Source organism: Cellvibrio sp. UBA7661 (assembly GCA_002483365.1).
GTDB lineage: Bacteria > Pseudomonadota > Gammaproteobacteria > Pseudomonadales > Cellvibrionaceae > Cellvibrio.
The window spans coordinates 214,196-227,310 of the sequence record DLHT01000006.1 but is presented as its reverse complement, the minus strand read 5'-3'; the positions used below and the strand labels follow the sequence as shown (position 1 = coordinate 227,310).

Annotated in this window: 9 protein-coding genes; 4 read left to right on the top strand and 5 right to left on the bottom strand. The window is 48.9% G+C overall.

Translation table 11 applies throughout. From position 1 onward, the window contains the following. Positions 1-255 precede the first annotated feature (255 nt). Both B2739_RS05110 and B2739_RS05105 read left to right on the top strand, forming a co-directional pair. Positions 256-735, top strand: a complete 480-nt coding sequence (locus B2739_RS05110; protein ID WP_331344793.1) for an ester cyclase — start codon at positions 256-258, stop codon at positions 733-735. A gap of 135 nt (positions 736-870) precedes the next feature. Continuing rightward, the gene (locus tag B2739_RS05105) at positions 871-2,226 is read left to right on the top strand and encodes a PAS domain S-box protein (RefSeq protein ID WP_331344792.1); all 1,356 of its coding nucleotides are present in this window, start codon (positions 871-873) and stop codon (positions 2,224-2,226) included. 85 nt (positions 2,227-2,311) lie between these two features. Here B2739_RS05105 and B2739_RS05100 read toward each other — a convergent pair whose 3' ends face one another. The 4 genes from B2739_RS05100 to argH form a co-directional block, all read right to left on the bottom strand. Beyond that, on the bottom strand, positions 2,312-2,719 hold the full coding sequence (locus B2739_RS05100; RefSeq protein ID WP_331344791.1) for a DUF4488 domain-containing protein: 408 nt from the start codon (positions 2,717-2,719) through the stop codon (positions 2,312-2,314). A gap of 100 nt (positions 2,720-2,819) precedes the next feature. Then, positions 2,820-5,783 carry a class I adenylate cyclase gene (locus B2739_RS05095; RefSeq protein ID WP_331344790.1) on the bottom strand — a complete coding sequence of 988 codons (2,964 nt, stop codon included), beginning with the start codon at positions 5,781-5,783 and terminating at the stop codon, positions 2,820-2,822. Positions 5,784-5,788: 5 nt separating this feature from the next. Further along, positions 5,789-8,533, bottom strand: a complete 2,745-nt coding sequence (locus B2739_RS05090; protein WP_331344789.1) for a response regulator — start codon at positions 8,531-8,533, stop codon at positions 5,789-5,791. A gap of 277 nt (positions 8,534-8,810) precedes the next feature. Continuing rightward, positions 8,811-10,208 (bottom strand): argininosuccinate lyase, encoded by a 1,398-nt coding sequence (gene argH / locus B2739_RS05085; protein ID WP_331344788.1) that lies wholly within the window; start codon positions 10,206-10,208, stop codon positions 8,811-8,813. A 189-nt stretch (positions 10,209-10,397) separates the two neighbouring features. On the opposite strand from argH, the gene B2739_RS05080 reads away from it, so the two are divergent. Together B2739_RS05080 and B2739_RS05075 are read left to right on the top strand one after the other, a co-directional pair. Next, positions 10,398-11,546, top strand: a complete 1,149-nt coding sequence (locus B2739_RS05080) for a sensor histidine kinase (RefSeq protein WP_331344787.1) — start codon at positions 10,398-10,400, stop codon at positions 11,544-11,546. A gap of 58 nt (positions 11,547-11,604) precedes the next feature. Next, positions 11,605-12,345: a LytTR family DNA-binding domain-containing protein gene (locus B2739_RS05075; RefSeq protein ID WP_331344786.1), complete on the top strand. Its 741-nt coding sequence runs from the start codon at positions 11,605-11,607 to the stop codon at positions 12,343-12,345. Here the strand turns inward: B2739_RS05075 and B2739_RS05070 are convergent. Then, positions 12,342-12,917, bottom strand: coding sequence for a hypothetical protein (locus B2739_RS05070; RefSeq protein WP_331344785.1), 576 nt, complete (start codon positions 12,915-12,917; stop codon positions 12,342-12,344). The two genes, B2739_RS05075 and B2739_RS05070, sit on opposite strands and share 4 nt — an antisense overlap. Positions 12,918-13,115: the final 198 nt, after the last annotated feature.

Genomic DNA, 13,115 nt, shown 5'->3' with positions numbered 1-13,115 from the left:
TATTGATCGATACCCGTATTGATTAATAACAGGATCAGTAATCTGGGTAGCAACTGAGCAGTAACCTGAACAGCACAGTAATCAAGTGACGCTGGATACAAACTGTCACAGTTTCCCGCCAGCTTACTGACATAATTTGCAGGTGCTTGACCTTACCATAATGGAAGGTTCCAGACTGCAGCCTGTTTTACCGAACTCGCTGTGCACTTATACGATCTTCGCAAGAGGAAAATCCCCACAAGGGAAGGAGTCAGTATGCATCACCACCAACATCTGGCCGCACAGGTCAGCCAATTTTTGAATAGCGCCTTATCGGCATCGCATTCACAGACAGAGCGTTTTCTCTCCCAGCAGGTGCGCTGCTGGGGGTTTCCCGAGTTTGATCCGTCCACCCCGGATGAGTATCAAGGTTTTTTTAACTATCTGATCGATGTATTCGACCAGCGTCAATGGTCAATAGAGCAGCTGCTGGCGAGCGACGCGCAGGTGCTGGTGCGCTTTCGCATGAGCGGATTTCACCATGAGGAATTCATGGGGTTGCCAGCGACAGGTGCGTTTTTGGAGTTCAGTGCCAATCTTCTGTTCCGCGTGCGCGATGACTTGATTGAAGAGTCCTGGATGTACAAAAAATCCCTGCGGATGACGAGTAAAAAAGGCAGCGTGTTTGAGTTATTACCAGCGCCCGCACAAGTTGCTTATCCGGCCACGGCGAAGATGTACACCGCCTGCTCCTAGGCGATGTTGTGGTTTGGATGTTGTAGCTGTTCCTTTCAGTGGGTGATCGAGTAAAATTACGCGCTTGATTCGGGCCATTTCCTGCTAGCGTCCTGTTAGCGGGGGCATGGCCTCTGGCCGCTATGAGATCCCCCCATGAGACAACTCCTGCTTTTTTGTGCACTGGCATGTACCAGCTTTGGCGTCCGCGCTGATATTTTTGCGGTTTTCCGGGAGGAAGATGGCAGTACCAAGTGGCAGTACGTAGCCAATACCACGGCCAGTGTATTGATCCTCACGCTGGTGATTGTGCTGGCATTTTTGATCCGTGCTCACTGGCGTGCAGTCCGCTCCAATCGCGCGCTCACCGAAATTAAAGCCACACTGGAAGATCGCGTGGCGCGCCGCACTGCGGTATTGCAAGAGCGCGAGGCCTACATCGCCAGCATCGTCAACTCCATGCCGGTGATGCTGATAGGCCTTAACCAGGAACTGCAAATTACCCAGTGGAACCAAAAAGCCGAAGAGATTACCGGCCGTCCTTTTAAAGACGTGGTCGGGCAAAACCTGTGGACGGCTTATGCGCAAATTACCCTGACGCAGGAACAGGTCAAAACTGTGTTGGCCACAGGTGAAACGCTCAATCTCAAGCACACCCAACGCGGTCAATATACTTTTGATATCACGCTCTATCCGCTGAACAACCAGCAGGAAACGGGCATAGTGATTTTGATTTCCGATGTCACCAAACAAGTGAATGCAGAAAATAAATTGGCCGAGCGCGATAAGGTATCGGCGATGGGTGAGCTTGCATCAGCAATGGCGTATGACATCAGCTTGCCGATCAATACCATTTTTGCGCGCGTCTCCAGTGCGCGTCAGGAAATTGAAGCGGCAGAGTTGGGGGACGTAAAAGAATTTTTATTGCAGGAAGTGGAAACCGTGCGCCAGAGCGCGCATCAGGCAACGGCAATTGCACAAAACTTATTGCAACTGGCGAGCAGTCATCGCGACAGCAAACAATTGGCCGATGTGCCACCGATTATGGATCACAGCATTGAATTGGCGAGCGGATTATTTTCTGATGCCAATGGTCTCACCTTCAAACACATTAATATCCGCCGTAATTACGCCGATCAATTACCGCAAATTCCCTGCTATCCCGCAGAGCTGGCGCAGGTATTTGTACGCTTGATGCGCAATGCGTTTTACGCACTCAATGCCAAATCCTGGGATGACAACAACAAGCCGTGGATCAATATTGAGATTGGCGAGTTTTATGATTCGCTATGGATTAAAGTGGAACACAACGGCAAATGTTTGAGTCCTGCTGAGCAATTGGAAATCTTCCAGCCTTTCTTCTCTATCGAGAGTCAGACCAGTACTTGTCCGGTTGAGCAGCGCCTATCGTATTCTTATTTTATTATTACCGACCATCACCGTGGACAAATGGCGGTTACGTCCGATGAGCAGAATGGCACGTGCTTTAATATCCAATTAGCCTTGAGCTGATCATGGCGTGCAATTGATGCCATCAAAATAGTATTTATTTAAACAAAAATGCCGGCGTTAATGCCGGCATTTTTTGCGTTGGTTTTCAGTTTACACGTTTCCAATGTTCTTCAATTAACACACCGTCTTCCATGCCTTTATGAATCCAGATGCCGTCTTTAAAGGTGCAGTTGAATTCATAGGTTTTCCCCATGAGCCGCGCTTCAGATGTGGCATCAACGGTTTCGTTGTAATTCTCGCCTTTCAAAGTGTAAGTGCCGGAGCCAGCCACAATAAACTTTCCGCTTTTATCCCAAGTGATAAAGGTAAAGTGATTGTCAGACAACACTTTGCGCGAGAGCGTGGCTTTGTCTTTAATTTCACTGACGACTTCGCCTTTGTCATTTTTGTATACGGCGTATTCCAATTCCCATGCGCCGGTTAATTCGCTTGCCGAAACCCATTGGCTGAATACGACTAGCAGGGCGGCCAAACCTATGATCATTTTTTTCATTGTTATCTCTCTGTAATTTACGCAAATCGCAACCCGATTATGCAGCAGGAAAATAGCGCAACCAAACGATTAAACAAAAATTAATAATAATTAAGAACGATCAGAGCAGGGCAAGTGCGGAATTCAGTTTTTGTTCCAGTTCTGCTTTTAATTGTAGATAGTGGCCTAATTGTAAGCCGGTCTGTTGGGCGAGGGTGTCTTGGCAGAGTGATAAGTCCAGATCGGTAATGTAGCAAGGATAGCGCTCACCTTGCTTTCTTCTGCGCACAATATAACTGGCAACTGCTTTAAATAAATCGTCGCCATACACCAGCGATGAAAATTCCTGCTCATTACAGAAAATAGTAAAACGCAACGCTTGCGTGCTATCCATTTCAGCAATGGCTTTGATATTAATGTAATGCAATTGGTTAAGGTTGTTGTGCAACTCTCTGCGCTCGGCAATACCTTGGTGCTGTTTGATATTGCCGGTTAACTCGTAAATCTGGATATCCTGCGGATTGGTGCCATTGTTAAAGTCGATATTGTGCGATTGGCGTTGCAGTGCTGCGCGGATAAAATTTACCATTGGGCGCAACAAGGTTTGCTGGTTGTGATACTCCGTGGTGGTGGTAAACAGCGAGCCTTTTTCGTCGATAATGGTAATCTGTGCTTGCTGTTGATCCAATTGATAAAAAAGATAAATGCCGCACTGCTTGGCAATGTCGCCAATAATGCGCAGTGGTTTATCGCGCAGTGCATAGCGGTCTATCACCATTGGACTAAAGTCTGATTGTGCTTGCGCTAGTTTGTTCAACAGTTTGTCGTAGGATTTGAATCGTTGTATTTGCGGTTGCTGTTGGAAAAATTGCAAGAGCAAATACTCGTCGCCCATCTCCAAAATATAACGGCTGCTGCGCGGCCGTGTGCCGGAATAAAAACAGCTAATCAGGTCGCGCCATAAATCGGTAAGCCGCTGTGCAATATTATTGCCTTGGCCGGTGCTAAAACAGCGAATACTCAGCTCGGGCAAACTAAAATGTTTTCCCGGTGGGAACAATCGGCAATAGTGTTGCAAACAATTGATTAGCGCGTCGCTCGGATAATGCCGGCAGACTAACTCACCCCACGAATTGACCTGGATGATATCGGCATTGATCATTAGATTTTCACGCAAACCGCTATAGCCAAGCGCATCTTTTTGGTTGCTGAGCATTTGCATACCTTTTTTGTGCAAATCGGCTTGGGGCTCAACACCGGTATTGACCAAAATCAGCATGCGTTCAACCGCGGCAGGGCGCATAAATTGTTGGTGGTCGCGCAGCATTGGCAGTGGCAACCACTGTTGCAAAGTTTGAATCAATAATTGTTTTTGGTTGGCACTGATGGAAAAAGTCGGCGCGATAATATCGACTTTGGTATGACTGGCCAGAATCTCATTGGCGTGGCACCACAACAGCAATTCAACCAGACTGCGCGCATGTTTAATTGGTTCAACGTTGATATTGCGCAGCGCCAAATCATTTTGGCTGCCGCGAATCACTTGCCAGTTTTCCTGTTGTTCTTGTTGCTTATGGACAAAACACAATGCATCCTCACTTAGGTCGCGCGAAATGCCGGGGTTGATCCATTCAATTTTTCCTGCTTTGCGTTCAAATGCGGCGTGTAACTTGCGGCCGAGTATTGCCAGTTCATCGCTGCTGATCGCAATATCCTGATACTGATGTTTGCTCAGCTCGCTAAGCAGGCGATAACTTTGGTTGAGCTCGTTCACCAACAAAGTGCGCTCGCTAATAACATGAGGTGCTTTCCAATAAGCGCGGTTATCCAGCATATGTAACTGATGCGAAGACCAGTTCCACTCTTTTACCAATCCTTCCAATAGTTTTCGCTGCCAGGATTTTTGTGTGTGCCTGCTGGTGCGTGATAGCGCTTTATTCACTTTAAAATAAAAACAGCGCCGCACTAATTCCAGGCGCTGCAACTGCCCATGTTCTAGTAGATACTGTTCAATACGGCGATACACCATCACATAAGGGTCGAGCGCATCAGCATCGGGCGTGTCGTTATAAATAGCGCGTTTTAAACTCAGTGCCAGAGGTTCTGCCGCAATATTCGCCGCGCTTTCTTCTTCGGCAGTAGGTGTGTGGAAGTGTGGTTCAGAAAAATCATCCAGACCATCGGCTCCGCTCATTGCTGGCATATCATCAATAATATGGGCGCTGGCATAAACCTCCAGCAGCAATAATTTCAAAACTGATTTATAGGGAGACTCAATCGCTTTGTAGAGTTGCCAAATGCCCGCGCCAATAAATTCATTGGGGGGAATGTGCGGCAAGCTGCCAAAGTCCACCAGATCTTCTTCTTTTAAAAAACGCTTGCCCAGCAATGTATCGCGATAGGCGGTGTAATTTTTTTCTTGCGATGCTGGCACAAACCACCACAGCGGTATTTTTCCGGCGAGCCACAAGGCGGTGCGATAAAACTCATCAAGCAATAAAAAATGCTGTGCAGAGCCACTGGCTTCGCTGCTTAAATGTTGTGTGCGGCTATGGGTGAACTCATCGCAGCGCATTAAAAAGAAATGCACTTCAAGCCGAACTTGTACGGCAGCCCATTGGCTGATGAGTGTGCATTTACGCTCCAGTTCTTGCAGTAGCGGATTGTCCTCGTTGAGGCTGTGGCACACCCATAAATCCAGATCGCTGGAGTCGCTTTGCGCAATAGTGCCGACACTGCCCATAATAAAGAGCGCATCTATCGCACATTTTTTTTCGGCAAGGTCGCGGTTGTACTGGAAGCTGCGGGCAATAATTTTTGCAATGCGAAGGTCATCGTTAGACGGGGCATACTGATAAACCCCTGCCGGAGTACTGTGAGAAATATAGCCGGGCAACATCGGGTGGTTGACGTGAAATAATAATGGCAATACTTGTACAAATTGCTGTTGCCGATCAGTCAGTGCAGCACAGGTCCGCTCATGGCGTTGTGCGTTTAGATCGAGAAAGCGTTGCTTAAGCTGGCTGAGTTGTTTGCGGTCAACGCCGTCATCTATGTTGTGAATGTCGATCGGTCGTGAGTACATAAATGTCAGTGCTGGGTGTTCCCGTTGGATATTTTTTTCTTGCGCAAGATATCGGCGAGAGTGGTGTAGAGTAATTCAGGATTAACCGGTTTTGATAAATAACCATTCATTCCTGCTGCAAGGCAGCGTTCGCGGTCACCGCGCATAGCTTGTGCTGTTACTGCAATAATAGGAATGTCTTGCAGTTGCTGGATGTGTCCGGCGCGAATGCATTGGGTTGCTTCAATGCCATCCATTTCAGGCATTTCCAAATCCATCAAAATTGCGTCGAATATTTCGCTGCTGCTTTCCAATAATTTTAGCGCTTCTATGCCGTTGGCGGCTATGACGCTGCTGATTTTTTTCTTCTTCAAAATACCGCGGATCACCTGCTGGTTGACGACATTGTCTTCAGCAATTAACAGATGGCAGTTTTCCAGTAGTTCCAGAGCTTCATTAGTGATAGTGATTTCCGGGCTGATATCTTGCAGCAATTGCTCGCGGCCTATAGTTTGGCTGATGGCATCGAACAGACGCGACTCGCTCACCGGTTTACTTAAAAATTCATCGACCAGAATCGCGTTAGGGTCAGAGCTTGAAATTTCATCGCGATGATAAGCCGAAATTAAAAACACATGCGGTTTGCTTTTGAGTGTGCGGTCAGTTTTGATAAGGCCGGTGAGTTGTAGCCCGTTCATATTGGGCATGCGGTAATCCAGCAATATAAAATGATAGGGCTGACCCAAATTATCCGCTTGGCGAATCCGCTCTATGGCGCTGACCGGATTATCGATTTCATCCACTTGCAAATGGATGCTCCGCGCCGTGCTGGCAATAATAGTGCGCGCAATTGAATTGTCATCCACAATCAGTACGCGGATATTATTTAGATCGCGCGGGTGATTGACTAATGTTTTTTCGCCAAAGTGACTGCGTTCAAACGATGCGCTGAACGTAATTTTGCAGCCGTGGTTGAGGCTGGACTCAATGGCGAAATCACCTTGCATCAAATGCACAAGATGGCTACAGATGCCCAAGCCGTAGGAATTTTTTTCATGGTCTTGTGCGTTGTGGTTGAACACCAGACGCTCTTTGATGTGCGCCAGTTTTTCTTCCGTCATTCCCAGTCCGCTGTCTTCAACGGTAAATTCCAACATCACTTGCTTGGCGCTTTGCGCGCGGCGGCACACGCGCACGACAACCTGATTGGTGTTGGAGTATTGGAACGCGTTGCTAATCAAATGACTGAGAATTTGGCTCAGGCGCGAAGCATCGCCACGCAAAAACCGCGGCACATCGGGTTTGATGTCGTAAATAATATTGACTGAGCGATGCAGTGCACTAATTTCAAATAGGCGCGATATTTTTTCAAACAATTGGTCAAGATCAAAATGCGCATATTCCAGAATAACGCGGCCCGCTTCGATTTTGGAAAAATCGAGCAGTTGATTAATGATTTGCAAGAGTGAATCGGCTGCGGAATTAATGCTGGAGAGATAGCTTTGTTGCTGTTCATCCAGTTGCGTATCGTTAAGTAAATAACCAATGCCGATGATCGCATTCATGGGTGTGCGGATTTCATGGCTGATGCGCGCGAGAAATTCGCTTTTGGTTCTGCTTGCCAAATCGGCTTGCGCTTTGGCGTTGATCAATTCCTCGCGCGATGACATAAAATCGGTGATGTCGGTATTCACACCAACACAGCGCGTGGCTTTGCCGTTGTGGTCTGGCTCGAATAATTTGGCCTTGGAATTAACCCAGAGTTCATGGCCGTCGCGGTGCAACATGCGGAACTGCAACTGCAAGGATTCGCGTTGGTTTTCAACCGCGGTCTGGTATTCCACGAGCATATTGTCTACGTCGTCAGGGTGGACAAAATAATCGCGCAGCGTATCCAAATTGCCGGGCAGGTCTTCGTAATCGTAGCCGAGCATGCGCAAATAACTGCGGCTGAAATAAATCCGGTTGGTGAGTAAGTTCCAGTCCCAGAGGCCGTCATTGGTCGCTTCCATCGCGTATTGGTGGCGTGTGTCCCGGTCCACCATTATTCGCAGTTGCTCATGTTGCTGCATAAAGCGGAACAACCAGGCAAGCAAGCTGCCCAGCGCCTTGTTGTCTTTCGGGTGCCAAGTGCGTGGATTGTCGCGATGCAAGGTTATCAATCCACGCACTTGCCCTTGTTCGCACAGCGGGATCAGCAGGCTGTTATAAATCCCCTGGGTGCGCAGGCCGAGTGTTACGTCTGCCATGTCGTGGTCAGTAGCGCGCACCTCCAGTGGGGTGCCCTCCTGCAATTGGCGCAGGCTGGCAGAGTCAGGTTGCAGCAATGACTCTAGCCATGCCGGATTTTGCAAATGGCTGCGTGTGCCATCAGGCAGGTCAGCGGTGCACCACTGATACTGAAATTGGTTGGTGTTGGAATGGTTATCCCGGCTCCAGAGCGCTATTTCACGCAGTGCCAGCAGTTCTCCCACTTTGGCCAGAATCTGTTGGATGCTGTTGGGCCGCTGTTGTTTGACCAGGAACTTGAGCGTGTCCAGCACCCAGCTTTCATCAAAGATAGCGCCTTCACCAACGAGGGTCGTGCGGCTGGCAGGTGTGGGTACTTCATCGATAATTTGGGTGATCCCAAACGATGAGTTCTGCAGTTGTTTGACGGTGCGTTTTGCATGCAGTGTCTGTTTTAAGGAGGCGAGTTCATTCTCCAGCAGCCGGATTTTGGCTGCCAGGTCTTCTTCAGAATCTCCTGAATGCACTGATTTTTTACCCATATCCCTTATTTTCGCCTCAGTCGATCCGGACAAAAAATAAACTTTTAGACTCTAAGGCTAGCCCAAGTTGGTGCAAATACCAGTAATGGCGGCAATTTAAAGATGATTTAGGTGACAGGTGTGAGCGAGGCGGTGATGGGTTTCGCAAACCAAGATCAATCGATTGATCTTGGTGGTGTTTGTGGTGATAAGTCATTGATAGGTAAAAGTTGATACGCAAAAACAAAAAGCCGCACAGAGAAGACAATGTGCGGCTTTTCAGGGGCTGGCGTAGTTATTAGCGACCAGCAAGGCTCGCTTTAGCGCGCTCAACCGCCGCTTTTACCTGCGCCGGCGCAGTGCCGCCGATGTGGTTGCGCGCGGCCACCGAGCCTTCCAGTGTCAGCACGTCAAATACATTGGCTTCAATCACGCTGGAGAACTGTTGCAGTTCTTGCAGAGTCATCTCAGACAAATCTTTGTTGGTCTGCACACCATAGGCCACTGACTTACCGACGATTTCATGGGCATCGCGGAAAGGCACGCCTTTGCGCACCAGATAATCCGCGAGGTCGGTCGCGGTTGAGAAGCCGCGTTTAGCCGCTTCGTACATTTCCGCTTTGCGCGGTTGGATTGCAGGCACCATGTCGGCGAAGGCGCGCAGGCAGTCTTTGACGGTATCAATCGCGTCGAATACCGGCTCTTTGTCTTCCTGATTGTCCTTGTTGTAGGCCAAGGGCTGGGATTTCATCAGCGTCAGCAACGCAATCAAATGGCCATTCACGCGCCCGGTTTTACCGCGCACCAGTTCGGGCACGTCGGGGTTTTTCTTCTGCGGCATGATGGAGGAGCCGGTGCAGAAGCGGTCGGGCAGGTCGATGAATTTGAATTGCGATGACGTCCAGAGCACCAGCTCCTCGCTCATGCGCGACATGTGCGTGAGCAAAATGCTGGCAAAGGCGCAAAATTCGATGGCAAAGTCGCGGTCGCTTACCGAATCCAGCGAGTTCTCGGTGGGCGCTTCAAAGCCGAGCAGTTGCGCCGTGTAGGCGCGGTCAATCGGGTAGGTAGTACCGGCCAGTGCAGCGGCGCCGAGTGGCAAATAATTCATGCGCTTGCGGCAATCCAGCAGGCGGCCATAGTCGCGCTGCAGCATTTCAAACCAGGCGAGAATGTGATGACCAAAGGTCACCGGCTGCGCGGTTTGCAAATGGGTAAAACCGGGCATGATGGTATCGGTATTGGCTTCCGCCAATTGCAGCATGCCCTGTTGCAGGCGGGTGAGCTCTTTGGCGATAGCGTCGATTTCGTCGCGCATATACAGGCGTATGTCGGTGGCGACTTGATCGTTGCGCGAGCGACCGGTATGAAGCTTTTTACCGGTGATGCCAATGCGCTGGGTGAGCAGCGCTTCGATGTTCATGTGCACATCTTCAAGGCTGACTGACCAGGTAAATTTACCGGCGACGATTTCCGCGCGAATCTCTTCCAGCCCCGCGATGATTTGATCGCGCTCGGCATCGGTCAGCACACCCACTTTGGCGAGCATAGTGGCGTGGGCGATGGAGCCGTTGATGTCGTGGTGGTAGAGGCGATAATCAAAACCGATGGAGGCGGTAAAGCGCTCGACAAAGGCATCTGTCGCTTCGCTGAAGCGGCCGCCCCAGGGTTTGATGGGCTGATCGTTTTGGCTCATGAGGATGTGTCCACAAACTAGAAATAATGAAAGAGATGGCGACCGGTGTTGGGCTAGAATCCAAGGCGATGCTTGCGCAAATGTCGCTGGATAATCACGCCCCGTGCCGCAGGCCGCGCATTATAGCCCAACAGCGTTTTAAAAAGACCGATTAATCAAGCCAGCAGACAGGTATCTGGACTGCTCGTTATGGAAACCGTATCGACAATGACTGCACCGGAAACCGATAAAAAACAGCCCGTATCACCGGTACAGCCGTCATCACTGGCTGAACCTGCCAATCCATTTTTACCGGAGTTGTGCACTAGCCAATCGGTATTTTTGCTGGTGTTGGTGGCGGAGTTACTGGCGCTGTTGCTGACCATCAGTGCATCCTCCGGGTTGCAGCATTTTGACTGGGACAAGCTCGCGCTGATTTCGGTGCAGGTGCAATGGGTGGTGGTATTCAGTGCGATTGCGCTATGCCGCCTGCGCTTTTGGCTCGCGCGGCAAAGCCATGTACGCGCCGGTTGTACCAGTTATGCATTGGTGCTCGCGATTACACTGGTGCTGAGTGTATTAGGGCAGTGGATCATTTACGGTGTGAGTGGCATGGCATTTATTGAACACCAGGGCTTTGAATTTGATGGTTGGCAGTTACTTAACAATATGGCCATCGCTGCAATTCTGTCGGGTGTTTTGCTGCGCTATTTATATTTGCAGCAGCAGCTGCGCAATCAACAGCAGGCGGAAATGCAGGCGCGCATACAAGCATTGCAATCGCGCATTCGCCCGCACTTTTTATTTAACAGTATGAACTCTATCGCCAGTTTGATTGCTACAGACCCGGATACCGCGGAGCGGGTGGTGGAAGATTTATCGGAATTGTTTCGCGCCAGTTTGGCGGAGCCGAGTTTGATTCCGCTTGAGCGTGAATTGGAGTTGTGCAAACACTATCTGGATATAGAGCAGCTGCGCCTTGGCCGACGTTTGCAGTTGGATTGGCAAATTAGCAATTACAATAAAGATATAAAAATTCCCAGTTTGATGATGCAGCCTTTGGTCGAGAATGCCATTTTTCACGGTGTAGAACCTTTGCCTAAAGGTGGAAAAATCACGGTCAAGGTTTCGCAGAACGATAAGCAGCTCAGTATCGTCATCAGCAACCCTTACTTGCTGGTGAAAAAAAATCATTATCAAGGCGGCTCACAGCGCCATAGCGAACAAAAGCATAATCGTATGGCGCTTGATAATATTCGCCGCAGGCTCACGGCGCACTTCGGGGCGGCAGCGCGGTTATCCAGCAGTGCAGAGAATGGCATTTTTACGACTTATATTTTTTGTCCTTTGACGGTTTGATGTTTGCTTTTTTTCATATCGATTAAAACTGAAAACAATAACAACCAGAGACATAACAATGGATATTTTAATTGTTGATGATGAGCCCCTTGCGCGGCAGCGGTTGCTGCGCATGGTGGAAAAAATTGAAGGGTTTTGTGTGGTGTCCGAGGCGGATAATGCAGAAGATGCGCTGGTTGCTATTACCGCGCATGACCCGGATATTGTCTTGCTGGATATCCGTATGCCCGGGCGCGATGGTTTGAGCCTTGCGCAGGATATTGCCGAATTGGAGGATGCGCCTGCCGTTATTTTTTGTACCGCATTTGATCAATACGCACTCGATGCTTTTGGCACCAATGCTGTCGGGTATTTGCTCAAACCAGTCAAAGCTGAACAGTTATTGCAGGTATTAGAGAAGGCCAAAAAGCTCAATAAAATCCAGCGTGTCGCTGCACAAAAAAATCCTGCCACTGCAACAGAGGCGCAGCGCACCCATATCACCGCCAAAACGCGCCGCGGTGTAGAGCTCATTCCGCTGGAGGATGTTCGCTATTTTCTTGCGGATCACAAATATGTCACTGTCTATCATCGCAACGGCGAACATTTGCTGGATGAAACCTTAAAGGAATTGGAAGAGGAATTCAGTGGGCGCTTTGTGCGTATCCATCGCAATTCATTGGTGTCGATCAAACATATTGAAGCGTTGGAGCGCAATGCGCAGGGGCAATATCATGTGCGCCTCGCCGATACCGAATTGCGTCCTGTTATCAGCCGCCGTCATGTGAGTGATGTAAAAGAATTGCTCAAATTAATTTAATTGAGCATGTGAGCGCGGCGAACCAATGCCGTGGCGATGGGAATGATAAGGCTCGCATCGGCACCTTCCAGCATTGTTAATGTGAGCCAATACCCAGCGCGTTGGTTGTTAAGTAGGAAATAGACTTGACGATGTTGTTGGTTGTTTGTGTTGTATTCGTACATGCGAAAAAATACAGCGATATTCTGCGTTGTACTGAAACTACCTCTTTGGCGAATTGTGAATTCGTTACGATCACTCTTCCTGCGGATCTGATTCTCCAATCGATTCCATAATAATGCATTTTTTTCCCAATCATTAATGCGGGTAGCGGCGATAAAATAACTTGCTTCGCCATTAATATTGCCAGCAATTATCGGGTGTTTAAATTGCTCATGCGGCGCAATCACTTGGAGCGCGAGTGAACCGGGCAATGTTACTTCCAGTCCATATGCTAACTGAACAATCGGTGCTGGTGCTGGTGCTGGTGCTGGTGCTGTCGATGCGTATATTGTAGTTGTATAAAGCAACAGTGCGGCCTGACCAAGTACGGCCAAATAAAATCTGAGGTTGTAAAAGATGCAGGTCACCATGTGGTTACCCTCATCAAGGAATTGCCCGGAAAAATGGGAGCATTGGTTCACTTTATTGTAGAGCTTATGGTTTTGAAACCTGATTTATTGTTGTGGCTATTTTGTATCATTCCACTGTGTTTTTATATTTTTCGGACTTGCCCGAGTGAATACAGTGTAAATAAAAAAGGGAGGTCTTGCGACCTCCCCGGCGATAAA

What these genes read in the sequence shown, in the direction of transcription:
- B2739_RS05110 (WP_331344793.1), top strand. Translation starts at nt 256, where the DNA reads ATGCATCACCACCAACATCTGGCCGCACAGGTCAGCCAATTTTTGAAT.
- B2739_RS05105 (WP_331344792.1), top strand. Translation starts at nt 871, where the DNA reads ATGAGACAACTCCTGCTTTTTTGTGCACTGGCATGTACCAGCTTTGGC.
- B2739_RS05100 (WP_331344791.1), bottom strand. Translation starts at nt 2,719, where the DNA reads ATGAAAAAAATGATCATAGGTTTGGCCGCCCTGCTAGTCGTATTCAGC.
- B2739_RS05095 (WP_331344790.1), bottom strand. Translation starts at nt 5,783, where the DNA reads ATGTACTCACGACCGATCGACATTCACAACATAGATGACGGCGTTGAC.
- B2739_RS05090 (WP_331344789.1), bottom strand. Translation starts at nt 8,533, where the DNA reads ATGGGTAAAAAATCAGTGCATTCAGGAGATTCTGAAGAAGACCTGGCA.
- argH (WP_331344788.1), bottom strand. Translation starts at nt 10,208, where the DNA reads ATGAGCCAAAACGATCAGCCCATCAAACCCTGGGGCGGCCGCTTCAGC.
- B2739_RS05080 (WP_331344787.1), top strand. Translation starts at nt 10,398, where the DNA reads ATGGAAACCGTATCGACAATGACTGCACCGGAAACCGATAAAAAACAG.
- B2739_RS05075 (WP_331344786.1), top strand. Translation starts at nt 11,605, where the DNA reads ATGGATATTTTAATTGTTGATGATGAGCCCCTTGCGCGGCAGCGGTTG.
- B2739_RS05070 (WP_331344785.1), bottom strand. Translation starts at nt 12,917, where the DNA reads ATGGTGACCTGCATCTTTTACAACCTCAGATTTTATTTGGCCGTACTT.